Origin of the sequence: Nitratidesulfovibrio sp. HK-II, assembly GCF_003402415.2 — a bacterium.
Classification (GTDB): Bacteria; Desulfobacterota; Desulfovibrionia; order Desulfovibrionales; family Desulfovibrionaceae; genus Cupidesulfovibrio.
The window spans coordinates 1,682,321-1,707,713 of sequence record NZ_AP036014.1 but is presented as its reverse complement, the minus strand read 5'-3'; the positions used below and the strand labels follow the sequence as shown (position 1 = coordinate 1,707,713).

18 protein-coding genes are annotated in these 25,393 nt (G+C 68.9%); 6 read left to right on the top strand and 12 right to left on the bottom strand.

What is annotated here, in order from left to right; genetic code table 11:
* Positions 1–8 precede the first annotated feature (8 nt).
* The 10 genes from RVX_RS06855 to RVX_RS06810 form a co-directional block, all read right to left on the bottom strand.
* Positions 9–779: a histidine phosphatase family protein gene (locus RVX_RS06855; RefSeq protein WP_172596537.1), complete on the bottom strand. Its 771-nt coding sequence runs from the start codon at positions 777–779 to the stop codon at positions 9–11.
* Complete coding sequence (locus RVX_RS06850) at positions 776–2,221, bottom strand: DVU_1551 family NTP transferase (protein WP_230404448.1); 1,446 nt, start codon at positions 2,219–2,221, stop codon at positions 776–778. The genes RVX_RS06855 and RVX_RS06850 overlap by 4 nt, the downstream gene beginning before the upstream one ends.
* Positions 2,222–2,284: 63 nt before the next feature.
* Positions 2,285–3,403, bottom strand: a complete 1,119-nt coding sequence (locus tag RVX_RS06845; RefSeq protein ID WP_116305267.1) for an XdhC family aldehyde oxidoreductase maturation factor — start codon at positions 3,401–3,403, stop codon at positions 2,285–2,287.
* Entirely contained in the window at positions 3,400–4,560 is a 1,161-nt protein-coding gene (locus RVX_RS06840; protein ID WP_116305266.1) for a DVU_1553 family AMP-dependent CoA ligase, read from the bottom strand. Before RVX_RS06840 ends, RVX_RS06845 begins: the two co-directional genes overlap by 4 nt.
* Entirely contained in the window at positions 4,557–6,212 is a 1,656-nt protein-coding gene (locus RVX_RS06835) for a radical SAM protein (RefSeq protein ID WP_116305265.1), read from the bottom strand. Before RVX_RS06835 ends, RVX_RS06840 begins: the two co-directional genes overlap by 4 nt.
* A gap of 5 nt (positions 6,213–6,217) precedes the next feature.
* Positions 6,218–6,673, bottom strand: a complete 456-nt coding sequence (locus tag RVX_RS06830) for a DVU_1555 family C-GCAxxG-C-C protein (protein ID WP_116305264.1) — start codon at positions 6,671–6,673, stop codon at positions 6,218–6,220.
* On the bottom strand, positions 6,670–7,629 hold the full coding sequence (trsM, locus tag RVX_RS06825; protein WP_420192424.1) for a DVU_1556 family methyltransferase: 960 nt from the start codon (positions 7,627–7,629) through the stop codon (positions 6,670–6,672). The genes RVX_RS06830 and trsM overlap by 4 nt, the downstream gene beginning before the upstream one ends.
* 2 nt (positions 7,630–7,631) lie before the next feature.
* Complete coding sequence (locus tag RVX_RS06820; protein WP_116305262.1) at positions 7,632–10,304, bottom strand: pyridine nucleotide-disulfide oxidoreductase/dicluster-binding protein; 2,673 nt, start codon at positions 10,302–10,304, stop codon at positions 7,632–7,634.
* Positions 10,305–10,417: 113 nt separating this feature from the next.
* Positions 10,418–13,135 (bottom strand): molybdopterin-dependent aldehyde oxidoreductase, encoded by a 2,718-nt coding sequence (locus tag RVX_RS06815; RefSeq protein WP_116305261.1) that lies wholly within the window; start codon positions 13,133–13,135, stop codon positions 10,418–10,420.
* A 137-nt stretch (positions 13,136–13,272) separates the two neighbouring features.
* A complete protein-coding gene (locus tag RVX_RS06810; protein ID WP_116305260.1) occupies positions 13,273–14,316 on the bottom strand; it encodes a molybdopterin-binding protein in 1,044 nt (347 codons plus the stop codon).
* Positions 14,317–15,096: 780 nt separating this feature from the next.
* Between RVX_RS06810 and fdnG the strand changes: the two genes are divergently transcribed.
* The 6 genes from fdnG to RVX_RS06780 all read left to right on the top strand — a co-directional run bounded on the left by fdnG (position 15,097) and on the right by RVX_RS06780 (position 22,671).
* Positions 15,097–18,138, top strand: a complete 3,042-nt coding sequence (gene fdnG / locus RVX_RS06805; protein WP_116305259.1) for a formate dehydrogenase-N subunit alpha — start codon at positions 15,097–15,099, stop codon at positions 18,136–18,138.
* 53 nt (positions 18,139–18,191) lie between these two features.
* Positions 18,192–18,851, top strand: a complete 660-nt coding sequence (locus tag RVX_RS06800) for a 4Fe-4S dicluster domain-containing protein (protein WP_116305258.1) — start codon at positions 18,192–18,194, stop codon at positions 18,849–18,851.
* Positions 18,852–18,926: 75 nt separating this feature from the next.
* Complete coding sequence (locus RVX_RS06795) at positions 18,927–19,892, top strand: formate dehydrogenase accessory protein FdhE (RefSeq protein ID WP_116305257.1); 966 nt, start codon at positions 18,927–18,929, stop codon at positions 19,890–19,892.
* A gap of 14 nt (positions 19,893–19,906) precedes the next feature.
* The gene (locus RVX_RS06790; protein WP_116305256.1) at positions 19,907–20,341 is read left to right on the top strand and encodes a cytochrome c3 family protein; all 435 of its coding nucleotides are present in this window, start codon (positions 19,907–19,909) and stop codon (positions 20,339–20,341) included.
* A 301-nt stretch (positions 20,342–20,642) separates the two neighbouring features.
* Entirely contained in the window at positions 20,643–21,077 is a 435-nt protein-coding gene (locus RVX_RS06785; RefSeq protein WP_230404442.1) for a winged helix-turn-helix domain-containing protein, read from the top strand.
* A 298-nt stretch (positions 21,078–21,375) separates the two neighbouring features.
* Positions 21,376–22,671, top strand: coding sequence for a DUF697 domain-containing protein (locus RVX_RS06780; protein WP_116305254.1), 1,296 nt, complete (start codon positions 21,376–21,378; stop codon positions 22,669–22,671).
* A gap of 163 nt (positions 22,672–22,834) precedes the next feature.
* On the opposite strand, the gene RVX_RS06775 is transcribed toward RVX_RS06780, so the two are convergent.
* Both RVX_RS06775 and RVX_RS06770 read right to left on the bottom strand, forming a co-directional pair.
* Entirely contained in the window at positions 22,835–23,926 is a 1,092-nt protein-coding gene (locus RVX_RS06775; RefSeq protein WP_116306424.1) for an agmatine deiminase family protein, read from the bottom strand.
* A gap of 30 nt (positions 23,927–23,956) precedes the next feature.
* On the bottom strand, positions 23,957–25,393 hold the full coding sequence (locus tag RVX_RS06770; protein WP_116305253.1) for an aminobutyraldehyde dehydrogenase: 1,437 nt from the start codon (positions 25,391–25,393) through the stop codon (positions 23,957–23,959).

The following is a 25,393-nucleotide window of genomic DNA, read 5'->3' as shown; positions in this document are numbered from 1 at the left end:
CCTACCCCTTACGGAGTCCAGTCCGCAGAGACCACGCGCCACCCCGCGTCATGGGCGCGCAGCCGCACGCAGTGCAGATGGGGCACCGGCAGGGTGAACAGTTCGTCCCGGCCAATGCGCCCCAGCGCGCACAACACGGCGCGGATGAGCCCGGCATGGGTAACGCCCAGCACGAAAGGGCCGCTGTCGGCCGTGCCCACACACGGTGACGGCCACGCCCCACCCCGCACCGCGCAAACTCCCTCACCTTCCGCGCCCTCTCCCGCGCAATCCCGCAGCATGGCGGCCAGCGCGCGCAGCCCGCGCGCGCCCACATCCGCGCAGCATTCCCCCCCCGGCGGACGAAAGGTCCATGGTTCGCGGCCGCGCCGTGCGTAGGCTTCGGGCTGCGTTTCCCGGACCTGGGATTGCACGAGGCCTTCCCATTCCCCAAGGTCCATTTCCGCCAGGTCGGACAGAATGGCGAGCGGAATGCCCGAGGGATCGCACGGTTCCGGCACGCGCGGCGAACCGTTGCCGCCGACGGCGCAGTTTCGCCCGCCGCCGTGCACGCACCCAGCCTGCCCCAGCATGAGCCGGGCCGTGTCCCGCGCCCGCGCCAGCGGCGAGGCGTAGGCCCGCGCCACCGCCAGACCGGCCATGCGCGCCCGCCATGCCGCCGCCTGCGCCCGGCCCTCGTCGGACAGGGGGACTTCGGTGCGGCCGATGTACCGGCGCGGGCCTTTGCCCATGTCCGTGGCCGCGTGGCGAAACAGCAGGATATCCGGCAGCCGGGTCATGCGCGCCCGCCGCTCCGGCTCGCTGGCCCGCGCCCCCCGGCAGGGCCGATGGCCGAACTGGCAGAGGTTTCCGTCTGCACATGCTGAACGGCCGGTACGGCCGACACACCCGGACCGGCGAAGAGTAACGGGGCAGTCGCGGGGCACGCGGAAAGCGCCGCCGATCCGTCCAGCGCCGGTGCCCATGCAGGCTGGCCCACGCACAACGGAAACAGCATGTCCTGCAGCGGGCGGCCCGCCTCGGCCTCCAGACGCGCCCGCAAGGCCAGGGCACGCTGCAAGCGCCCCTCGATGGCGACGGCCGCCTCCGGGTCGTGCCGCCATTGGGCCAGCTTTTCGCCAAAGCGGGCCTCCACGTCCACCACCATATGGCAACGCACCAGTTTGTCCGCGAAATAGACCAGTTCCCGCTCTGTCAGGGGCTGATCGTCGGAAAGCGCGCTATCCCGGTGGGCGGCCACGATGTCCGCCACGCCGGAAAACCCCAGTTCGCGCAGCAGCGCGCCACCGGCCGCCTCGTGGCGGGGCTGGCCCTTGGCGATGTCGTGCAGCAGCGCGGCGGCCTCGACCAGGTCGCGGTCAAGGCGCGGGACGTTCACCGGCTTCCCGCCAGTCAGCCCGCCACCTCGCACACGATTCAGGGCGTCGGCGAGGCGCACGGCCACGGCCGCCACCCCCTCGGCGTGGGCCATGCCGCCAGGGGGAACGGACCGCACCGCCAGCAGGGCGCGCGCCTCCTGCGGTGTGGGCTCGTCGCGGGTTGGCCAGTCGGCGCGGGCCGCGCGGTAGTCGCCCGGCGTATCCATGTCGCGCAGGATGAACCGGTCCGGCACGGCGACCTCTGCGCGCTTCTCCCGCCCCAGCCGGTGCAGCGCGCCGCGCAGCCCCCCTTCGCCATTATCGGCAAGGACGATCGATAACAGCGCGGGAGGCAGCAGCGGCGGATGCCCCCATTGCCCGTCGAACACCGGCAGCAGCACCCGGCAGGGACAAAGGGACGCGCGCTCCAGCAGCAAACGCACGGTCAGGGGGCGCACCAGCGCGGCATCCACCGGCAGCAGCAGCGCCCCGGCATCGTCCACGCGCCCGGCCACCGCCGCAAGGCCAGTGCGCACCGAAGAAAACATGCCCCCTTCGCGCCACGCCGGATTGCGTACCGTGGCCACGCCAAGGCGCCCGGCTTCGGCTGCCACCTCCTCCGCCCGGTGGCCGGTGACCACCAGCACATCGGCCACGCCACCGGCCCGCAACGTCTCCACGCAACGGGCCAGCACCGTGGCCCCATGCAGATCCAACAGCGGCTTGAAGTCCGGGGCCATGCGCGACGACGCCCCGGCCGCCAGCACCACGCCCACGGCGCGCGTGGCGCCAGCCGAAACGGCGCTGGGCGCGACGATGCTCGGCCCATCCTGTTCGTTCTTTTCGATTGGTTTGCGCGCCACTATCGAAACCACAGGTTTAACTTTTGCTTCAGGTGGTGCACTAGCGCTACGCGCCGTCCAAGCTCACGCTCTGCCCGGCACATCAAGCGCGGTCACTGCCTGCATGGGCGGCACCGCGTGACGCACCCGGCTGGCGGCGCGCGCCTGCACCAGTTCCGCCACGATGCTCACGGCTATCTCTTCCGGCGTTTCCGCGCCGATGTCCAGCCCGATGGGCGAATACACCCGCTCGATGGCCGCACGCGGGGTGCCCGCCTCTTCCAGCCTGCGGTACACGGCATCGCGCTTGCGGCGGCTGCCGATCATGCCCACGTAGCGGGCCGGGGTGCGCAGGGCGCTGGCCAGCACCTCGCCGTCATTGCGGTGCCCGCGCGTGACGATGACCACGTAGCAGTCCTCGTGCATCCCCAGCCCCTCCAGCCAGTCGCCGCCGGGCGTGACGCACCGCACCTCGTCCGCGCCGGGCAACCGATCGGCCCTGGCGAAATCGGGCCGGTCGTCCAGCACGGTGACCCGGAACCCGGCCAGCGAGGCCATCAGGGCCACCTGCCGCCCCACGTGTCCGGCCCCGGCAATGACCACCCGTCCCGGCGAGGCCACCGGGTCGGCCAGCAGGGACAGACCGCCCGCCTCCACGCACAGCGGGCCGCTGGCCGTGGCCACGGCGTCGCGCAGTTCGGCCAGCTCCGCCGGTTCCAGCGTCAGGTCGCCGCTGGCCTCAGCCCCCTGCCCTTCGCCCGTCAACAGCAGGCGGCGGCAGTCCGGCGCGGCGTCGGGATGCAGCATATTCACCAGCACGCAACGCCGCCCCTGCATGGTCAGGCGGTCCGCCTGGCGCAGCAGCGGGGCCAGATGCGGGCAGGACGAGTCGCGCAGCGGCTCCACGTACAGGCGCACCCTGCCCCCGCAGATCATGTCCGACCCGGCGGCCTCATCGGCCGACAGATCGAAGGTGAGCAGCCGGGCAAGCCCGTCGTTCAGGGCCGCCCGGCAGGCGTCCAGCACCCGGGCCTCCAGGATGCCCCCGCCCACGGTACCCTCGAAGGATTGCCCGTCGCCGCGCACGAACAGCCGCGCCCCGGCCATGCGCGGGGCGGACCCTTCCGCCGTGACTATGGTGGCAAGCACCGCAGCACCGTCGCGCTCCAGCGCGTCGGCCAGTTGTCCAAAGAACTGCGTCATGGTCGTACCCCCTTGGCAAGGGTGATGATGTCCCAATGGTTTCCGTAGCGCCGGATGCGCCCCCGCACCGGCCCCAGCCGCCGCAACGGGCTGCCGCAACGACACGGCGGGGGCAGCATGGCCGCCGCGTCGCCCGTACGGTAGCGCAGCAGCACCATGGCTTCCGCGGCAAGGGTGGTCACCACCACCTCGCCGGTCTGGCCATCCGGCAGCGGAGCGCCGGTCAGCGGGTGGACGATTTCCACATGGATGTCCGCCTCGCGCAGGTGAAAGCCGTGATGGGCGGCGCATTCCACGCCGCCGCCGTAGCCGGTTTCGGTCATGCCCCAATGGTCGAACACCTCGCAGCCGAAGGCCGTGCGCACCTTGTCCGCCGTTTCCGGCGGGGTGGCCTCCGCGCTCAGCAGACAGGCGCGCGGGCGAGCTGCCAGACCTTGGCCCGCCAACACGGCCTGCGCCATGGCGCGGGCCTGGGTGGGCGTGGCCACGAAGACCTGCGCCCCCGTATCAGACAGCCGGGCGGCATGCTCCACCCCGCTGGCCGCCGGGGGCAGCAGCACCGGCTGCATGCCCGCGCGGCGCAGGCCCCGGTCCAGCAGATCGCCCACGCTGTCCGGCCGCTGGCCGGGCATGAGCACGGCCACCACGTCGCCGGGGCGGCACAGGGTGGTCATGCCCACGGCGAAAAAATCCACGGTGCGTTCGATGTCCCCATCGGAAAAGCGCAGTCGCTTGGGTGCCCCCGTACTTCCCGATGTCGGCAGGGTGACGATGCGGGCCACGGCGTCATCGGCCACGCGCAGCAGGGCATCCCCCCCCTCGCGCAGGTCCTCGGGCGTGGTGAAAGGCAAGCCCGCGAGATCATCCAGCGACTGCGGCAAGGGCAGCCCCGCCAGCCTGGCACGGTAGAACGGCGCATCCAGGGCGCGGCGCACCGCCTCGCGCAGCAGGTCGTCCTGCCGGGCGCGCACCATGGCCGGGGAAAAGTTATCAACGGGAATGGACAGCCGCGCGGCCAGCCACGGGTCCAGCGGGGAGCGTGCCGGGGCAACCGGCAAAAAGGTGTCCTGCCCATGCGCCTCGGGCGCGGCGCACGCCGGGCACGGGGCAGCCACGTTGCCGCCTTGCGCTGCGGGGAATGCGGCGGGCCGGGTCATGCTCCCTCCCTTTCGCCAGAACCGATCGAACTGCCGCCAACCGACCCCAGGCTGCCCGGCGCGCCGTTACGGTGAAGCGGCGTGCCGTCAACCGAGGTCAGATTCCACGCGCAGAACGGCACCATGCGCCCATCGGGCGCGGCCACGTGGATGCAGCAACCACGCAGCCGTTCGGTGTCCAGGGTCCAGGCATCCTGAAAGGCCATGCCGGACACGGTAAACCGCCGCCCGGCCCGCGCCAGGAAGCGCTCGAAATCGTCACGCGGCGGCGCGGCGTCCATGGCGCCGTCCGGGCCTGCCGGGCCTGCCGCCGGGTCGGGCGCCCTCCACTGGCGGCGCACGAAGGCCCGCGCCCGCTCCGCGCCCAGCGCGGCGGGGATGGGGGCCGGGAACATGCCGCCTGCCGCCGTGCCGTTTCCGCCACTTCCGCCAGTCCCGCAGCAGGCCCCGCCCGCCGGTTCCAACGTGCCATCCCCGTGGGCCGTGAACGTGCCGCTGAACGAGCACTGGGCATGCTCGCACCCTGGCGGGTGCAGATGGGACAGCGGAATCAGCCCGTCGGTCTGGTCGCGCACGGCGCGCATGACCTCCGGCAGGGTGATGCGGGCCGCCTCGCGCGCGGATTCCCCACCCTTTCCACCGTCGCCGCCCGGCGCGCCGAACCCCTCGTACCGGCCGAAAAAGCTCACCGGCTGAAAGTGCGCACCACGCACCACGGGCACGCGGGACAAGCCGAAGCGCACGATGTCGCCCAGGCAATGGTCGTTGACCCCGCGCGCCACGGTGCATACCAGCACCACCCCCAGCCCCGCCGACGCGCAGGCATCCACCGCGCGCACCTTGTCCGCGTGCAGGGGCAGGCCGCGCAGCCGGGCCGTGGCCGCGTCGTCCGGCCCGTCGAACTGCAGGAACACCGAATCCAGCCCGGCGGCCGCAAGACGCCCGGCGTAGCCTGTCTCGCGCGCCAGACGCAGGCCGTTGGTGTTCAGTTGCACGAAGGGATAGCCCAGCCCGCGCACGGCGGCGATAAGCTGCGGCAGGTCGTCGCGCAACGTCGGCTCGCCGCCGGAAAGCTGAATGTTGGCGTCGCCCGCGCGCGGGCGCAACACGGCCAGCCGGGAAACCAGTTCGCCCAGGGTGGGATCGTCCTCGCGGCGGAATGCGCGGGCATCGCCTTCGCCCCGCCGGGCACATTGTTCCCCGCCCTGCCCGCCCGCCTGTCCGCCACCCTGCCCTGCCGACGCGAAGCACACCGGGCAGCGCAGGTTGCAACGCTGCGTCACCTCGATGAGCAGGGTACAGGTGTGCTGCCCGTGGTCCGGGCACAACCCGCAGTCGCGCGGGCAGCCCAGGGCGCGCTCCGTACCGGTGCCGCGCCGGGCGGTGGGAATCTTGGGGCGCACCCAGCCGGTGAAGGCAGGCTCGCCCCGCCACACCGGCGCGGAAAATTCGCCATGTTCCGGACAGCGTTTGACCAGCAACACCATGTCGCCCACGGCCACCCGCTCGGCAGGGGCCGGGCCCAGGCACACCGGGCACACGCTGGCGGTGCGCGCCAGCACGCGGCTGTGCGGATGCGCGGAGAGCCCGGCTCCACCCGCGTCATCGGCACGGCGGCCACAATCCGCCGAAAGGACGTCGCGCCCGGCCATGTCGCCTAGCCCTCGCGCGGCTGGGTGGGGTCCACGCCGTAGGCCGCCAGAACTTCGAACATCCTGGCATGCGCCTCCAGCAGCAGGCCGTGGCACTTGCCGAAATCCGGACGGCCACCGCCGGTATCGCCGAGAATGGCCCCGCACGAGATGCCCCCGCTTGCGGCAGTGCGCTCGCGGAACCATTCGGCGAAGTCCGTGGTCATGGCCTCCAGCGCCTCGTGGGCGTCCTCGCCATCGTGCCCCTTGGCCGCGCACAGGCCCATGGCCATGCACCCGCCCAGCAGGATGCCGCAGGTGCCCTCTGCCAGACCGAAGCCCCGGCACAGCCCGCCAGCGGCGCGCACCGCGTCGGGCGCATCGCGCCCTTGCACGTCCAGCAGCAACTGAATCATGATCTGGGTGCAGCAGTAGCCGGAGGCACCAAGGGCCAACACCCGTCCGAACGCATCGTCGCTCATGCCTCGTCCCCTTGTGATTCGCTCCGTGCCGGGCCATTGCGCCGGGCCAGCAGCAACGCGTAGCCGGGTCGCCCGCCGCCAGCGCCGCCGCACCCGAACAATTCCGCCGGGTCCGCCCCAGCGAACAGCAGCCTGCCCGCCAGTTCCGCCAGCAGACGACTGTGATCCTCGAACGCCAGCACCGTGAACCCGGCACCACGCAGCATGGCCTCCATGTCCGCGCGCGGCATGGCCCCGGCCCGGCAGGAAAGTACGCCAGGCTGCGGGCCGGAACACCGGGATTCACCACGGGCAGCGTAGCCGTCCGCGTAGCCGTCTGGGCAATTGTCCGGGCAGCCGTTCTCGCCACGCCACACGCCAGACGAACGGCCCGGACGCACATACAGGTCGGTCCAGACCAGCACCCCGCCGGGACGCAGCACCCGCGCCAGTTCCGCCAGCACGCCCTGCCGCTGCGGCAGCACCGAGAGCACGCATTCGCAGAACACGCCATCAAGTGTGGCGGTGCGCAGCGGCAGGCCGGGGGCAGCATCCGCACCGGCCCCGTCACCGCCCCCCGCATCGGCTCGAATCAGGGGCATGCGCCCATTCCGTGCCAGCGCCTCGTCCAGCAGGCTGGCGGAAAGGTCCAGTCCCACCGCAGCCATGCCCCCTTCGCGCAGCAGGGCCACGGTTTCGCCGGGGCCGCAGCCCAGATCCATCACCCGCGCGTCATGAGGCAACATCGTCAATTGACGCGCCAGTTCCAGCGCGCGCCAGGTCAGGGCCACACCACCGGGGCGCAACGTGGGACCGGCCACGGCGCGCAGCATCGGATGCTCCCACGGGCCGCGCAGGGTCGGATGTTCCCACGGGCCGCACTGTCCGATGACCGACCCACCATCATCCGCAGGCGCTGCGGCCACCTTCGGCGCGGGAGGCCCCCCGGGCATGGTGACACCGACGGCGGACGGCACGGTCACTTGTCCTCCAGCAACTGTTCCACTTCCAGCATCTTGCCCAGCGCCAGGGCCTCGTCCACCAGCACCTGCCCGCAGTCCGGGCAGGTCAGTAACCGCACGTTGAAGGTGCTGCCAAGGTAGGTCAGTTCCACCGAAAGCGGGCGCGGCGTGCCGCCGCAGGCGCAGGTCCAGTTGCCGGACGCGGGCAGGTAGGCCGGTTCATGGGGCGATTCCTTCCATCCTCCGGCGGGCGGCCCCTGTGGCAGCACCATGCGGTGGGCATAGGCCTGCCGGATGGCGTACGCGGGCGTGTCGTCGCCCCCTGCCCTGCCTCCCGCTACGCCCCCAATTCCACCGGGCACGGGCTCGTACCCCACCCAATGGGTAACGCGCACCCGGCGCAAACAGGCCAGACGCATACCGGTATCGGCATCGATGAAATAGCGCCCGGCACGTTCGGCTTCGGCGATTGCTCCGCGAAGGTCATCATCCAGAATGCGCCGCCGCTCCATGACCACGCGCATGTCCGGCCCGATGCGCAACGCCACTTCCGGCGAAGCGCCGGACGGGATTTCGCCGTACGCCTCGCGCAGCAGGCGGTCGCGCAGACGGGCGCGGTTCTCCTGCCGGGCGGTGATGTTCGGTCCCGGCGCTGCCGGGTCCGGATTGCCGCCGGGCAGGGGGGGCAGCAGCAGGTCCAGCAGATGGCTGGCGGAGCTGCCCGCCTCGGCCAGCCGGTCGCGGCACATGGCGCAGTAAGTGACAAAGGGCAGGTCCGAGGCATCGGCCCTGCGCTGGATGACAGTGCGGGCCAAATCTGGGTCGGCCTCGGCCATCAGGCCGCCGTAGCCGCAACATTCGGTGTGGTGCCCGGTCAGGTCCGGCTCGTGCACCGCCACCCCACACGCGGTCAGCAAGCCACGCACCGTGGCACGCAGGGGTTCGTCCTCGCGTGCGGCGCAGGGGTCGTGCAGGGTCAGCGCAGCCGGTGCGGGCATCTTCAGCCCGTCAACGCCGTATTCCGCCAGCACGGTCCACAGCATGGTCTGGGGCAGATCGGGCAGCAGCGTACGCAACGTGGTGGCGCAGGACGGACACCCCACCACCAGCGTGGGACGGCCCATGGCTTCCCAGCCGTGGCGCAGTTCCTCGGCGGCGGCAGCGGCCAGGTCGTCGCGCCCGGCCCACAATGCGGGCGCGCCGCAGCAGCGCAGGGCGATGCCCGTGCCGCCGGGCAGTCGGTCGGCCACCATGCCCCACACCTGCGCCACCCTGTCCGGTGCGGACGCCGCAAGCTGACAACCGGGCAGGAACAGCCACGCGCAGGTCTCCGCCCCAGCCGGGGCGCGCAGCAGCGCGGCATGCGGCCCGTTGCTGAAGGCCATGTCGTCCAACGCGAATTCGTGAGTGGAGGGCGGCATCTTGCCGTCATGCACCAGGGTACGCCGCGCCTCGTGGCACAGCGGGGCCATGTCGAACCCGGTGGGGCACACCGTGCCGCACAGTCCGCACAGGCTGCATGAGTTGATGAACCGGTTGGCCTGATGCACGCCCTTGACGATGGACAGGTTGTTGTAAATGCGTCGGGCGTGCTTTTTGGGGTATTCACCATACTTTTCGAGGTACGGGCACACCTTGACGCATTCCAGACACTGGCATTGCAGGCAACGGGCGGCTTCGGCCATGTATGCGACGTCTGGCGCGGGATCGCCCTCGTCGTTGCCGTTACCTGCTGCTCCACCCTCCCCTGCGAGCGGCTGCGCGGGCAGCGCCACGGGCGCCACCGTCTCCACGCCTTCCAGACTGGTGAACAGCCGCGTCTCGAACGGCCCCTGCCGCTCGCGGCCCGCCGCCAGCGACACGCCGGTAAGATGCCGGTCCATGGACGTGGCGGCATGACGGCCATCGGCCGCCTCGTCGATGCAACGCGGCGCATCTGCCGAACCGCGCACGGGCCAGCCGCCGCAAAATACGCCGGGCAGGTCGGGGTGGGCCAGGGTCAGCGCGTCGCACCGGTCGCGGCCCGGCAGGTGCAGCGCACTGGCGGCAGCCGGGCTCCACGCCACGAACACCGCCCCGTGCGCGGCGCGCATCTCTTCCAGCACCGCCGTCGTGGGGGCGACCGGCGCGGCAAAGCGCACTTTGAGTCCGGCCAGCCGGTCCAGTTCCTTGCGCAGGGCATCCGGCGGCAGCACATCCGGGGGGATGGCGGCAAGGCGGCCAGCGGCGGCCAGCCGGGGATCGCTCTCGCCCCCATGCTCTCCGCTGTCTTCCAGCCACCCGGCCAGGGTCACCGCATGCCCCTTCTTCGCCAGGTCCCAGACCACGGTCAACGCGGCCAGTCCGCCGCCCAGCACGGCGGCGCGCAGCCCGCGGCCCGGCAGGGGGCGCGGGTCCGCCGCCGGGGCGGACAGCGCGGCGCAGGCCCGCTCCAGCGCGCCCACGGCAATGGCCCCGCCAACCTCGCCGCGCAGGCAGGCCGCTTCGCACGGGGCCTCGCACAGCCGGGCCAGCACGCCAGGCAGGGGCATGATACGTTCCAGCACGCCGCGCGCCTCGCGCCAGCGGCCTTCCGCCGCATGTCCCAGAAAGGCGCGCGCATCCACGTGCAGCGGGCACGCCGCCTGGCAGCGGGGCGGTTCTTCCTGTATGCAGCGCGACTCCCAGTCGCGCAGCGGGGTCTGGTCCATGCCGTGCCTCCCCTTTCTGACCAGGCGGCCGGAGCGTGCGGCATAACCCCACGCACCGAAAAATGATGCCCCGGGGCGGAGCGCGTCCACCCCGGGGCCGTGTTCCTTACGTCTTACGCGCCTTTCAGGCCTGCCAGCACCTTTTCAGGCAGGGCGGGCAGATGGCGAATGCGCACGCCGCAGGCGTGGTAGATGCCGTTGATGATGGACGCGTGCGGCGCGCTGAGTGGCAGCTCGCCCACGCCCGACGCACCGAAGGGACCGTCGCCGCGCGGGGTTTCCACGTAGATCAGTTCGATGTTGTCGGGAATGTCCTTGATGTACGGAACGCCTGCGCCCGCCATGGTGGCGTGCTTCTTGAGGTCCTCGTAGTCCTCGGACAGGGCCAGGCCCACGCCTTGAGCCAGGCCGCCGTACAACTGGCCGTCGGTGACCAGTTTGTTGCAGACCTTGCCGATGTCGGCCACCAGGGTCAGCTTGTCCACCGTGGTCTTGCCGGTGGCCAGTTCCACGGCCACTTCGGCCATGAACACGCCGTACATGTAGGAGGTGAAGGGCTTGCCCTGCGCGTTTTCATCGCAGTGGGTGCCCGCCGCCGTCCATGCGCCGCGATGCTTGGTGGCGATCTTCTGGTCTACCATTTCCTGGTAGGTGCGGAAGCCGCCGGGCTTGCGCATGGCTTCCACCAGGTTTTCGCAGGCCACGCGCACGGCGTTGCCGGTGACGTACTGCGACCGGCTGCCGCCCGCCGGGCCGCTGTTGGGCGCCTTGCTGGTGTCGTTGAGCACCAGGCGGATGTTCTCCGGCGCGATGCCCAGCGGACGCAGCGCCTCGTGGGCGGTGCCCAGGCTGCCCATGTCCGCGCCCTGGCCGTGGTCTTCCCAGCAGTTGTAGATGGTCACGGTGCCGTCGGGGTTCAGTTCGGCATCGGCTTCCGAGGTATCCGGCCCGTCAAGGCCGCAGCCGTACACGCCCACGGAAACGCCCACGCCCTTCTTGACCGCCGCCGTGGAACCGGCCTTGGCCGCATCCAGCGCCGCCTTGTACTTGGGCCGCAGGATATCGATCATTTCCGGCAGGCTGTACACTTCCGGGTCCTGCCCGGTGGGGTTGGTGTCGCCCTTGCGGTAGACGTTCAGGTAGCGCAGTTCCAGCGGGTCCATGCCCAGCTTTTCGGCCAGTTCGTCCATCAGCACTTCGGTCGGGAACTCGATTTCCGGCGCGCCGTAGCCCCGGAAGGCGGCCCCCCAAGCATGGTTGGTGCACACTGTGCGGCCCTGGCCCCGGATGTTGGCGATGCCGTAGCCCGCGCCCCCGAACTGCGCGCCGCGCAGGGTCAAAAGGTCGCCGAACTCGGAATACGGGCCGTGGTCCACGGTCCAGTCGGTTTCCATGGCCTTGATCTTGCCGGTCTTGTCCGCGGCGTAGCGTGCGTTGACGAAGAACGGCGAGCGCTTGCCGGTGTAGTTCTGCTGCTGGCGATAGTTGTAGCGCAGGTGCACCGGGCGGCCGGTGGCCATGGCCGCAACGCCCACCAGGGCTTCCATGGTGGGGCTGAACTTGTAGCCGAAGGTGCCGCCCGTGGGGTTCTGCACCATGACGATCTTTTCCGGTTCAAGGCCAAGGCCGGGGGCGATCATGTACAGGTGCAGGTGCAGGCCGATGGACTTGGAGTGGATGACCAGGCGGCCTTCGCCGTCGGTGTAGGCGAAGCCCACGTCCGGCTCGATGGGCAGGTGCGGCTGGCGGCTTACGTAGTAGTCGCCTTCCACCACCACGTCGGCCCCGTCGAAGATGGGCTTGGTGTCCGCGCCCTTGGCGATGTTCTGGGTGAAGTACACGTTGGGGGTGCCGGGGTGGATTTCCATGGCGTCTTCGGCCATGGCGGCCGGAGCGCTCATGTAGGCGGGCAGTTCTTCCAGTTGCACCTTCACCTTTTCGGCGGCGGCGCGGGCGTGCTTTTCGCTGTCGGCGCAGACGATGGCGATGGCGTCACCGTACTGGAACACCTTCTCGTCGCACAGGATGGGCCGGTCCCAGCCGTCGCCCTTGTTGGAGGGGAAGGTGATCAGGCCGGTGATGCGGTTCTTGCCCTTGACGTCCTTGTGGGTGAGCACGCTGTGCACGCCGGGCATCTTCTGCGCTTCGGCGGTGTCGATGGACAGGATCTTGGCATGCGACACTTCCGCCTGCACCAACGCAAGGTGCAGCGCATCGGAGGGCATTTTCAGGCCCAGGTCCGCACCGTAGTCGCAGGTGCCCGTTACCTTGGCAATGGCGGAGGGGCGGGGGTACTTGGTTCCCCAGATGCGACCATCTGCGGGAATCTTGAAGGCGAGGGCGTCGGCTTTCATTTCGCCGCGCAGCACCTTTGCGGCGTCCATCACCGCATCGACCAGAGGCTTGTAGCCGGTGCAGCGGCAGACGTTGCGGTGCTTCTGGAACCAGTCGCGCACGTCGTCGCGGCTGGGGCTCTTGTTCTCTTCCAGCAACTGCTTTGCCGAAACGATGAACCCCGGCGCGCAGAAGCCGCACTGCGCGCCGCCGTGGGCCGCCCAGGCCAGCTGCAGCGGGTGCAGGCAGTCGGGGCTGCCCACGCCCTCGATGGTGGTCACCGATGCGCCGTCGGGCAGGCGGCGCATCTTGTACGCACACGAACGCACCACCTTGCCGTCAAGGATGACGCTGCACGCGCCGCACTGCCCTTCGCCGCAACCCACCTTGACGCCGGTGAGCAGCAGTTGGCCGCGCAGCACGTCCGCCAGCGTCGCTTCCGGATCGACGACGAGGTTGCGGGGTATGCCGTTGACGATAAAATGCTTGTTGATCATGAGCCTGGCCTCCGTGGATCTGTCCGTTGCATGTTGCGCGGGCGGGCATGCCGCCCAATCCGTCGCGGGCGAATGGTTCGCCCTTTCCTGCATGGGCGGCTGGCCGCCGCCCCTCCCGTTCCGCCGGTCCGGCGGGGCTACGCCCCCTTGCCGAACGGGCAGGCGGGATACCGGCATTCCTGGCAGCCGAGGCACAGGCCGCCATGGCCGAGCGCGGTGATGTCCTCCCTGGTGACGGCAAGCCCGGCCAGCAGCCGGGGCGCCACCAGGTCGAATATCGACGCCCGGTGGTACATGACACACCCGGGAAGGCCCATGACGGGCACCTCGCCGAGATACGCCAGCATGAACATGGAGCCCGGCAGCACCGGGGCCCCGTAGGCGACGACACGCGCCCCGGCGGCCCTGATGCCCGCCGGGGTCTGATCGTCTGGGTCCACGGACATGCCGCCGGTGACGACGACCATGTCCGCCCCTTCGTCAACCAATTCGCGGATGGCCCGCGCCGTGGCCTCGCGGTCGTCGGCCACCAGCACCTGGCGCACCACCTCGCTGCCGAGTTCGGCGAACTTGCGGCGCACCACGGGGCCGAACTTGTCCTGTATGCGGCCGTGGAACACCTCGCTGCCCGTGGTCACCATGCCCACGCGGGCACGGCGGAAGGGCAGCACGGAAACCACCGGCGCACCGTCAAGGGCGCGTTCGGCTTCGTGCAGCAACCGTTCGTGGACGACAAGGGGGATGACGCGCATGCCCGCCACCATCTGGCCCGCGCGCACCGCGCACAGGCCGTGCAGCGTGGACACGGCAAGCTCGCCCAGGCCGTTCAGGCGGCCCAGGGCGGGAACATCGACGTGCAGCAGCCCGTCGTGCTCGGCGATGAGGTTGACACGCCCCTCGCATTTGGCATCGGGGGCCACGCCCGCACCGCCGACGGCGCGCGCCAGACGCATGGCGGCATCGTCTTCGTGCAGTTGGCCCGCGCCAAGGCGCAGGGCGTAGACGTGCTCCTTCCCCATTTGCAGAAGGAGGGGAATGTCCTCGGGGGCGATGATGTGCCCCTTGCGGAACCCCGGCCCCTTTTCGACGCCGGGCACGATGCGCGTCATGTCATGACACAGCATCATGCCCACGGCATCGTGGACCGGTACGATCGAAAGATCGTGCTCGTGACCTTGCATGTGCTTCTGCTCCCGTGAAGGGACAGGCAGCATTCCGGCGTTGCCGCAGTCGTGTGTGGAGCCCTCTCGGACGCAAAGAGAAGGGCATGGCCGGACTGGGTATGCAGGCACTCCTAGCTTGGATATGTATCAGCCCTGGCATGTCACGGTCAACGCACGCTTAATGTTAATTAAAACATGACACCATGTTACAGAAACAACACATCATCTCCTAAACAACCATCCGGAGTGACAGCCTATATCAGGCTAGGATCATCCATAGCATGGGTTACTTTTAGTATTTTCAGGCAATTCTTGGCGATAAAAACAGCGGATAACAACATAAAACGTCAAATATCGATAAATTATCACTAATAATAACTCTAAAGCACCAAAGACGACAACAGCATCTCTTGTCCCGTGACAAAATCTGCGCATATGCTGCATTTAACTATCCGATTTGTATTAATATTTTCTTGTAATCGCCCAAATTTCTGTTATGGTGACCGCAAAGATACGATGCGGAGTTGGCTCCGGGCCATCATCCCCGCAGAACCGAGGGGTCGTACCGACCGCGCGCAGCCGAAGCAGGCGCACGCGATTGACCAGTGGGCCTGCGGAACCGCAACGGCGTCGCCTCCCGTACGCGCCCGGCGGCATCGTGTCGTTTCCCCGCCCCGCAAGGGGAAAGCGCGCACGGCCGCGCGCACGGTTCGACGGATTCTGCATGGTCTACGGACCCTGCAAGGAGGGGCCACCGGCCATCTCCGGTGTGTGAAGGGCCATAACAAGGAGAGGATCATGAAAACTACGCGGCGGAGTTTTCTCAAGCTTGTGGGCGTGGGCGCTGTCGGCCTTTCGCTCGGCCAGCTTGGGTTCGATCTTGCTGAAGCGCAGGCGTATGCCAGCAAGCTCAAGATCGAGGGCGCGAAGGAAGTGGGCAGCGTCTGCCCCTTCTGTTCCGTCTGTTGTCAGATCATCGCCTACGTGCGCAACGGCAAGCTCGTTTCGACCGAAGGCGACCCCGACTTCCCCGTGAACGAAGGGGCGCTGTGCGCCAAGGGCGCCGCCCTGTTCTCCATGTACACCAACCCGCACCGCCTGACGAAGCCGATGTACCGCGCTCCGTTCAGCGACAAGTGGGTGGAAAAGGACTGGGACTGGACCCTGAACCAGATCGCGCGCCGCGTAAAGGACGCCCGCGACAAGGACATGATCCTCAAGAACGAAAAGGGCCAGACCGTCAACCGCCTTGAATCCATTTTCATGATGGGCACGTCGCACGCCTCCAACGAGGAATGCGCCGTCATCCATCAAGCCATGCGCGGCCTGGGTGTTGTCCATATGGACCACCAGGCCCGGGTCTGACACAGTCCCACTGTTGCGGCTCTGGCAGAGTCGTTCGGTCGCGGGGCTATGACGAACCACTGGATCGATATCAAGAATAGCGATGCAGTGCTCATTATCGGCAGCAATGCCGCGGAACACCATCCTGTCGCCTTCAAGTGGATCATGCGGGCCAAGGACAACGGGGCAGTGCTCATGCACGTGGACCCCAAGTTCTCCCGCACGTCCGCCCGGTGCGACTTCCACGTGCCCCTGCGTTCGGGCACGGACATCGCCTTCCTGGGCGGCATGGTGAAGCACATCCTTGAAAAGGAACTCTACTTCAAGGATTACGTCTTCAACTACACCAACGCCGCCTTTGTCGTGGGCAAGGACTATGCCTTCAACGAGGGCGTCTTCAGCGGGTACGACCCCAAGACCCGCAAGTACGACCAGTCCAAGTGGGCCTTTGAAAAGGGTCCCGACGGCGGTCCGGTCATCGATGAAACCCTGAAGAACGAACGGTGCGTCTTCAACCTGATGAAGAAGCACTACGAACGCTACACGCTGAAGAACGTCTCGGACGTCACGGGCGTGTCTGAAGAAAACCTGCTGCGCGTGTACGACGCGTTCTGCGCCACCGGCACGCCGGACAAGGCGGGCACCATCCTGTACGCGCTGGGCTGGACCCAGCACACCGTGGGCGTGCAGAACATCCGCACCTCCACGCTCATCCAGCTGCTGCTGGGCAACATCGGCATCGCGGGCGGCGGCATCAACGCCCTGCGCGGCGAACCCAACGTGCAGGGTTCCACCGACCACGCGCTGCTGTACCACATCCTGCCGGGTTACAACCCCATGCCCTCGGCTCCGCTGCAGAGCCTGGCAGAATACCAGAAGGCCAACACCCCGGTCACCACGCTGAAGAACAGCGCCAACTGGTGGGGCAACCGGCCCAAGTACGTGGTCAGCCAGCTGAAGGGCTGGTACGGCGACGCTGCCACGCCCGAAAACGACTTCTGCTACGACTACCTGCCGAAGCTCGAACCCGGCGTGGACTACTCGTACATGTACGTCATGGACAAGATGTACCATGACAAGATGAAGGGCGGGTTCATCTTCGGGGTCAACCCCATGAACAGCTTCTCCAACACCAACAAGATGCGCGCGGCGCTGGACAAGCTGGACTGGCTGGTCTGCTCCGAGTTGCACAACTCGGAAACCACGGACAACTGGCAGCGCCCCGGCGTTGATCCCAAGACCAAGAAGACCGAGGTCTTCCTGCTGCCGTCCGCCCACCGCATCGAAAAAGCGGGCACCATCAGCAACAGCGGCCGCTGGTTGCAGTGGTTCGACAAGGCGGTGGAGCCGGGCGGACAGGCCCGCAACTTCGCCGACATCTTCGTGCCGCTGGTCAACAAGATCCGCGACCTGTACCGGAAGGAGGGCGGCACCCTGCCCGACCCCGTCCAGAAGCTGCACTGGACCGAAAAGTTCGAACCGGAAGAATGGACTCGCCGCATCAACGGCTTCTTCTGGGCCGACACCAAGATCGGCGACAAGGAATACAAGCGCGGGCAACTGGTGCCTGCCTTCGCCCAACTGAAGGACGACGGCACAACCTCGTCGCTGAACTGGCTGTACGCTGGCAGCTTCACCGAAGAAGCCGGCAACAAGTCCAAAAAGCGTGACGCCAGCCAGACGCCCATGCAGGCCAACATCGGCCTGTTCCCCAACTGGTCGTGGTGCTGGCCGGTGAACCGGCGCATCCTGTACAACCGCGCCTCGGTGGACGTGAACGGCAAGCCCTTCAACCCGAAGCGCGCCGTCATCGAATGGGACGGTTCCAAGTGGATCGGCGACGTGCCCGACGGCCCGTGGCCGCCCGTGGCCGACAAGGAAAAGGGCAAGCTGCCGTTCATCATGAACAAGGACGGCTACGCCCAGTTCTACGGAACGGGGCGGCTGGACGGTCCCTTCCCCGAGCACTACGAACCCGCGGAAACCCCGCTGGACAGCCACCCGTTCTCCAAGCAGCTGTCCAGCCCGGTGTACAAGTTCCACACCTCGGACATGGACCAGATGGCCAAGGCGGCCGACCCCAACTACCCGTACGTGCTCACCACCTACAGCCTGACGGAACACTGGTGCGGCGGCGGCGAAACGCGCAACGTGCCCAACCTGCTGGAAGCCGAGCCTCAGCTCTACATCGAGATGAGCCACGAGCTGGCCAAGGAAAAGGGCATCAACAACGGCGACGGCGTGATCGTGGAAAGCGCGCGCGGGCGCGTGGAGGCCATAGCCATGGTCACCGTGCGCATCCGGCCCTTCACGGTCATGGGCAAGACGGTGCATCTCGTGGGCATGCCTTTCGCCTACGGCTGGACCACGCCCAAGTGCGGTGACTCCACCAACCGCCTTACCGTTGGCGCGTACGACCCGAACACCACCATTCCCGAAAGCAAGGCCTGTCTCGTCAACTTGCGCAAGGCCGACAAGCTGACCGAAATAGCCTAACCGGAACAGGGCGCGCCCCGCCGCGGGGCGCGCCCCCTCCAAGGAGCACTACGATGCCCAAGGCATTTTTAGTAGATACCACCCGATGCACGGCATGTCGCGGCTGCCAGCTGGCCTGCAAGGAATGGCACGACCTGCCCGCCAACGCCACCAAGCAGCGCGGTTCGCACCAGAACCCGCCGGACCTCAACCCCAACAACCTGAAGATTGTCCGCTTCAACGAGCGGCTGACCAAGGAAGGGGTGGTGGTCTGGAACTTCTTTCCCGACCAGTGCCGCCACTGCGTGACCCCGGTGTGCGTGGACGTGGCCGACATGGCCTTGCCCGGCGCCATGATCAAGGACAAGAAGACCGGCGCGGTGCTGGCCACCGAAAAGTCGGCCAAGCTCAGCCCGGCCGACGCCAAGGCCGTGGCCGAGGCCTGTCCGTACAACATCCCACGCATCGACCCCAAAACCAAGCGCATCACCAAGTGCGACATGTGCTTCGACCGCGTGTCCGCCGGCATGCAGCCCATCTGCGTGAAGACCTGCCCCACCGGCACCATGGTCTTCGGCGAACGCGAAGAAGTGCTGGCCGTGGCGCAGAAGCGCCTGGCGGTCGCCAAGGAACGCTTCCCCAAGGCCCACCTGGTGGACATGGAGGACGTGAGCGTCATCTACCTGCTGGCGGAAGAAAAAGAGCATTACTACGAATACGCCAGCTTCATGTAGCTGCCTTGCGGGCGCCCTGCGCGCCGCGTTCACCCTCTGATGGAGGCCCCGGCCTCCGGTTCTCGTGGAGCATTCATGGCCGCCAAACGTCAAAGTGTCGCGGATACGCTGGCTGATGTCACTGCCCGTCGTCCTGTCCTTGAACCCGTGCTGCGGACCTTCGAGCCCCTGCTTTCCGCTGGCGATGCGCTGGCCGGAAAGCTGGCGGATTCCGTACGCAAGGCGGGCCTGCGCCTGCCGGAACTCCAGTGGGACCGCGCCCAGCAAGGGGCATCCCTGCTGGCGGGCGTTTCCCTGACCGGCGCCGCCAGTCCCATGCGCCAGGCGGCGGAAGAACTGCTGCCGCTGCTGACCACCATAGAGGCCGTGGCGCCGCACGCGGAAGCGTTGCGGGCCTTCTTCCTGCGCCCGGTGGAAACCCCGGCGGAAGCCCCAGTGGGCTCCAATGACAGCCGCGACGCCCTGGCCGAGGCCGCAGTGGCGGGCCGGTCCATCGAATCCATCGCCAGGGATGGCGGCGTGGAGCCGGACGTGCTTGCGTTCGTCACCGGCTTCGTGCTGTCCCCGGTGCTGCATGCCATGGTCGCCAACGCCCTGCCCGAAGACGGGGAAGCCCCCTGGGACAAGGACGGGGCATGGCAACAGGGCTACTGCCCGGTGTGCGGCGCCTTTCCCACCATCGCCTGGCTGGACAAGCCCCTGCTGGACGAGAAAAACGCCTATCTGGCGGGCGGCGGCGGCAAGAAGCACCTGCACTGCTCCCTGTGCGGCGCTGGCTGGAAGTACCTGCGGGGGGCCTGCCCCTCGTGCGGAAAAGAGGTCAGCGGCACCATGGAAATGCTGCGTGAAACCGAGGCCTCCCGTGGCGAACGGCTGGACTGGTGCACCAAATGCAACACCTACTGCCCCGCCGTGGACCTGCGGGAACGCGAGGCCGTCCCCAACCTGGACGCCCTGGCGCTGGGCATGATGCACCTGGACATGGTGGCGGCGCGCAAAAAGTTGCGCCCGCTCAGACCTTCCTTCTGGAATATGTATTGAGCAGGAGCAGTTTGATGAAATACCTGGTCATCTCCCTGTTTGCACTGACCTTGCTCGTGGCCGGTACGGCCCTGGCGGCCGACGCCGGGGACGCCGCCAAGGCCCCGAAGAAGGCCATGGAACTAAAGCACGGCACCTCCAAGCGGATGCACGTGATGTTCAACCACGCCACCCACAAGGACGTGGCGTGCGACCAGTGTCACCACGACACGCCCGACCCCAAGAAGCCCTTCGTTTCCTGCACCAACGCCGACTGCCACGCGACCCCCGGTCCGCGTGAGCGCGACACCATGAGCATGTTCGTGGCCTACCACGCCAAGGACACCGACCGTTCCTGCTACGGCTGCCACAAGAAGCTGGCCGCCGAGAATCCGCAGTTCTCGGGCTGCCGCCCCTGCCACATGAGTGCGCAGGCCAAGAAGGAAGCCGCGACCGCCAAGAAGAAATAGCCTTCCGGCCCCTGCCGTTCACAAGCGCCGACCGGCCCCCGGTCGGCGCTTTCCTTGGAATGTAAGGGCACCGACGGCCCGCCCCGCAGGTTTCATCCCCCTGCGGGGCGGCACGTGCGCGCCACCCCGGCCTTGCGGCCGGTTTTCACCGGCCCGCAATTATGTCATAATGAGCACGTATGCCCGGACCAGCACATATCCACGCAAGTCACGCGACGCCCAACATCCGTGACATGTCAAGACATGCCAATCCGTTGCGTTGTTGCACCCGACAGCATCCCTTCCTACACGAGACACGCGCATGACCACCACGCCCCACCGCCCGGACCCCGCTCCGCGCCCCCCTCGCCTCCCTCGCCCCCCCCGTCCCACTGTCCGCCTGCACCTGTGGCTGGAGGAAGACGGCGAGATGGTCTTCGGCATGGGGCGCGCCATGCTGCTGATGGCCATCGACGAACACGGCTCGCTGAAGAAGGCGGCCGAGGCGCTGGGCATGTCCTACCGCGCCGCGTGGGGCAAGCTGAAACAAACCGAGACGGCCCTGGGCCTGCGGCTGGTGGAGAAGGCAGGCAGCAACCGCGAGGGGTACCGGCTGACCCCGGTCGGGCGCGAGGCCATGGACCGCTTTCGCGCCTGGTTCGCCACCGTGGAGCGCTGCGCCGTGGAAAGCGCCGCCGCCGTGCTGCCATGGCCGGTGCGCCAGTTCGAGGACAAGCCGCGCGACGGCGATACGTAGCCCAGGGCACGCCGCCCCCTGCTCCGCACGTCCCTCCGACCTCTCCCCCAGCCGGATGCGTCCGGACATGCCCGCCCAGACACGTCCGGCCGGACACACCCGCCCGGACACGCCCGCCCGGACACACCCGCCCGGACACACCAGGCCGGACACGCCGCGCCCCATGCCGCCGCCCGCCCGCCGGGCTTGACGATGCCCCCTTGCTGTCGCACCTAGAAAGGACATCCCCATATCGGGCCGTGGCCGGTCTGTTGCCCGGCCACGCACCTCTCCGGGCTACACCGCAGCAAGGATTCCCATGCGCCAGTTCGTTCCCCGAGCCGTGTTCCTGTTTCTCGCCGCCCTGTGCGCGAGCCTGCTCGTGTTCATCGGCGGGCAGGTGCTGACCCTTGCCGACATTGCAGCGCGCATCCACCCGCTGCTGGGCCAGGCCGTGTTCTGGGTGGGCATGACCACCTTTCTCGCCGCGCTGGCCTGGCTGGGGGCCAGTTGGTTTTTGCGGCCCCGGCCGCTGGTGTTGCCGCAGGACCCCACCCCGGATGCACTGCGCGACTACCTGCGCCGCCTGACCGCGCGGCTGCGGGCCAACCCGCACCTGCGCGAGGGCGGCGTGGCCCATGTGGCGGCGGAACCCGACGGCCGCACGGCCTCCCGCACCGGTAGGGCCGATCCATCGACCCCGCCCCCCGGCCTGGCCGCCGAGGTGGCCGAAGCCGCCGCGCTCTTGCGCCTGCTCGACGCCGCCGCCCTGCGCGAAACCAAGCGTACCGCCTCGCGCATCTTCCTTTCCACGGCCGTGGCCCGCAACGGGCGGCTGGACACGCTCATCGTGCTGGCGCTGCTGGCCCGGCTGGTGTGGCGCGTCTCGTCCATCTACGACCAGCGGCCCCACCCGCGCGACATGGTGCGCCTGTACGTCAACGTGGCGGGCACCGCGCTGGCGGCGGGCGCGCTGGAAGAGGCGGGGCTGGAAGAGCATGTCCACGCCCTGCTCGGCCCGTTGCTGACGGCATCGCCGCTGGCCTCGGTGCCGGGGGCCTCGCACGTGGGCACACTGCTGGCCGCCGCGCTGGTGGACGGATCGGCCAACGCCCTGCTGGCCCTGCGGGTGGGCATCGTCACCCGCAACATGCTCTCGCCGGTGCTGCCCGGCTGCCCGGCGCGCCCGAACCCATACCGGGAATCGGCCGCGCTGCTGGGCCGCATGACCGCCGGGCTGGTGCGCGCGGTGGTCAAGGCGGCCATGGGCGGCGTGGCCTCGGGCATCCGGTCGGGGCTGGAAGGCACCGCCCGCCGCACGGCGGACGCCGTGCGCAAGGGGGCGCGCGCCACCGCCCACGGGGTGGGCGGCGTGGTGCATCTGGCGGGCGACATGGCCACCTCCGTGGCCAAGGCCATGCCCTTCCGGGACGATGCCCACCCGGAAGACGCCGGAAGCGATACCGCAGGCGCTCCGCCGCGCACCGGCATGCCGCCGCACGGCCATGCACCCCGCGCGGGAGAACCCGCCCGCGCACCGGACGAGGCGACCACGCCTTCCGCCCGAGGCCGCATTCCCAATCCCTTCCACCTGTTCCGCAAAAAGCGCGACTGACGCCCCTCTCCGCCTTCACTCGTCCTGGACGGCCCACACCACCCGTACCGCGCGGTTGCGCCCCCCTCCTTCCCCGCCGCAGCGCCAACGCACGGCGGCCCGCAGCTTGCGCCACGGGCCGCCCGCTGTCGGAAGGGAAGACAGCGCGATGTCGTCGGTCTGATCAGAACGGGGGCAACGGCCTGCCCGTGGGCTGCTGCTGGGTGATGCAGTGGATGCCGCCCCCGCCCCGGAAGATGTCCAGCGAGGCGACCTGCACCACCTCACGCCCCGGAAAAACCCGGCGCAGGGTTTCGCAGGCCGCGCGGTCCAGCTTGTCGCCCGGCTCGCCAAAGGCGGACATGACGATGCCCCCGTTGGCCACGTAGAAGTTGATGTACGAAAGGTCCATCCGCTTGCCGCCGTGGTCCACGCGGGCGGGCTGGTCGATGGTGATGATCTCGAACGGCCTGCCGCAGGCGTCGGTGGTCAGTTCCAGCCGCCGCAGGTTGTCCTGGTAGACGGCGTGGTTGTGGTCGTCCGGGTCGTCGCAGCGGTGCAGCAGCACCACGCCCGGCCGGGCGAAGCTGGCCACGATGTCCACGTGGCCGTGGGTGTCGTCGCCTTCCAGCCCCTCTCCCAGCCAGACAACCTTGCGCACGCCCAGATACGCGGCGAACAGTTCCTCGAAGTCGGCCTTGGTCATGCCCGCGTTGCGGCGCGGGTCCAGCAGGCACTGCTCGGTGGTGATCAGGGTGCCCTGCCCGTCCACATGGATGGACCCGCCTTCGAGGATGAACGGGGCCGCGTAGCGCCGCATGGACAGGCGCGACAGGATCAGCTGGGCCACCCCGTCGTCGTGGGTGGGTTCGTCGTAGGTATGGCCCCAGGCGTTGAACAGCCAGTGCACCCCGGCCACGCCGCCCGCGCCGTCCACCAGGAAGGTGGGGCCGAAATCGCGCATCCAGGCGTCTTCGATGGGCGCGGGCACCACCGGCACGGCGGCCCCGCACAGGGTGGCGGCGGCCTGGGCGTCTTCCGGGCGGGCCAGCATGGTCACCGGCTCGAACCGGGCGATGGCCCGCGCCACCGCCGCGTAGGACGCGCGGGCGGGTTCCAGCGCGTCCTGCCACAGCGGGCCGGGGCACGGCCAGGCCATCCAGCAGCCCGCGTGCGGTTCCCATTCGGCGGGCATGTGCAGCCCGTCGCAGGCCGGGGCGCGCACCGGCAGCCGCACCGGCGCGAAACGTGGCGGCGTGAGTGCGGTGCGCCTCACGTCGGTATCCTCCTGTGTCATGAACATGGGCTACCCCTGGTTGATCATGACGTGCTTGGTGATCTGGTAATCGCCCACGGCCTCGCTGGACAGGTCCTTGCCGAAGCCGGACTGCTTGAAGCCGCCGTGGGGCGTTTCCGAGGTCAGGGGCAGGTGGTCGTTGACCCACACGGTGCCGAATTCCAGCGCGGCGGACACGCGCATGGCGCGGCCCACGTCGCTGGTGAACACCGACGAGGCCAGGCCGAACACCACGTCGTTGGCAAGGCGCACGGCGTCCTCCTCGGTGTCGAAGGGCATCACCGTCAGCACCGGGCCGAACACCTCTTCCTGCACGATCTCGGACTTCTGGTCCGTATCCACGATGACGGTGGGCTCGTAGTAGTATCCGGCACCGGCACCCGCAGCGGGCTTGCCGCCGCACAGCACCTTTGCCCCTGCGGCGCGGGCACGGTCCACGAAGCCGCCGACGGTCGCCAGGTGCCCGGCGGACACCAGCGGGCCCATCTGGGTGGCCCCGTCAAAGGGATCGCCCACCACCACGCCCTGCATGGCCGCCACCAGCGCGTCGGTGACCAGCGCCAGCTTCTCGCGCTGCACGTAGACGCGGGTGGCCGCAGTGCAGTCCTGGCCGGTGTTGCAGAACGCGGCCAGCGAGGCCTTGGCGGCCACCAGTTCCACGTCCGCGTCCCCAAAGACCAGCAACGGGGCCTTGCCGCCCAGTTCCAGGTGCACGCGCTTCAGGGTGTCCGCCGCGGTGCGCATGACCGAGCGGCCCGTTTCCGTGGCCCCGGTCAGGCTGACCATGCGCACGTCGGGGTGCTTGACCAGCATCTCGCCCACGTTGCCGGTGATCACGTTGACCACCCCGTCGGGTATGCCCGCCTGCGCGGTCAGTTCCGCCAGCATCAGCGCGGTGCGCGGGGTGATGGTGGCGGGTTTCAGCACCGCCGTGCACCCGGCCGCCAGGGCGGGCCCCAGCTTCCATACCGCCATCAGCAGCGGGTAGTTCCACGGGGCTATCTGGCCCACCACCCCCACCGGCTCGCGCCGGTAGATGGAGGTGTAGCCTGGCAGGTATTCTCCGGCATGGTGGCCGTGCGTGTCGCGCACGGCGGCGGAGAAGAACCGCAGGTTGTCCACGCAGAACGGCAGGTCGCCCCCCAGGCTGAGGAACTCGTACGGCTTGCCGGTGTCTTCCGATTCCACGCGGGCAAAGGCCTCCATGTTGGCCTCCAGCAGGTCCGCCAGCTTCCACAGCGCCTTCGAGCGCGCGCCGGGCGACAGGCGCGACCAGCGCCCGTCGTAAAAGGCGGCCTTGGCGGCGGCCACGGCCTTGTCCACGTCCGCCGCCGTGGCGGCGATGACGGTGCCCACCGTCTCGCGGGTGGCGGGGTTTTCCACGGGCAGGGTGCGCCCTTCGGCGCCTTCGGTCCACGCGCCGTCGATCCAGAGCTTCATGTCCAT

Bases quoted from the DNA above. Each gene is read 5' to 3' on its own strand.
- RVX_RS06810 (WP_116305260.1), bottom strand. From the start codon at position 14,316: ATGCAAGGTCACGAGCACGATCTTTCGATCGTACCGGTCCACGATGCC.
- RVX_RS06830 (WP_116305264.1), bottom strand. From the start codon at position 6,673: ATGAGCGACGATGCGTTCGGACGGGTGTTGGCCCTTGGTGCCTCCGGC.
- RVX_RS06820 (WP_116305262.1), bottom strand. From the start codon at position 10,304: ATGGACCAGACCCCGCTGCGCGACTGGGAGTCGCGCTGCATACAGGAA.
- RVX_RS06770 (WP_116305253.1), bottom strand. From the start codon at position 25,393: ATGGACATGAAGCTCTGGATCGACGGCGCGTGGACCGAAGGCGCCGAA.
- RVX_RS06800 (WP_116305258.1), top strand. From the start codon at position 18,192: ATGCCCAAGGCATTTTTAGTAGATACCACCCGATGCACGGCATGTCGC.
- RVX_RS06815 (WP_116305261.1), bottom strand. From the start codon at position 13,135: ATGATCAACAAGCATTTTATCGTCAACGGCATACCCCGCAACCTCGTC.
- RVX_RS06785 (WP_230404442.1), top strand. From the start codon at position 20,643: ATGACCACCACGCCCCACCGCCCGGACCCCGCTCCGCGCCCCCCTCGC.
- RVX_RS06780 (WP_116305254.1), top strand. From the start codon at position 21,376: ATGCGCCAGTTCGTTCCCCGAGCCGTGTTCCTGTTTCTCGCCGCCCTG.
- RVX_RS06845 (WP_116305267.1), bottom strand. From the start codon at position 3,403: ATGACGCAGTTCTTTGGACAACTGGCCGACGCGCTGGAGCGCGACGGT.
- RVX_RS06840 (WP_116305266.1), bottom strand. From the start codon at position 4,560: ATGACCCGGCCCGCCGCATTCCCCGCAGCGCAAGGCGGCAACGTGGCT.
- RVX_RS06795 (WP_116305257.1), top strand. From the start codon at position 18,927: ATGGCCGCCAAACGTCAAAGTGTCGCGGATACGCTGGCTGATGTCACT.
- RVX_RS06835 (WP_116305265.1), bottom strand. From the start codon at position 6,212: ATGGCCGGGCGCGACGTCCTTTCGGCGGATTGTGGCCGCCGTGCCGAT.
- RVX_RS06855 (WP_172596537.1), bottom strand. From the start codon at position 779: ATGACCCGGCTGCCGGATATCCTGCTGTTTCGCCACGCGGCCACGGAC.
- RVX_RS06790 (WP_116305256.1), top strand. From the start codon at position 19,907: ATGAAATACCTGGTCATCTCCCTGTTTGCACTGACCTTGCTCGTGGCC.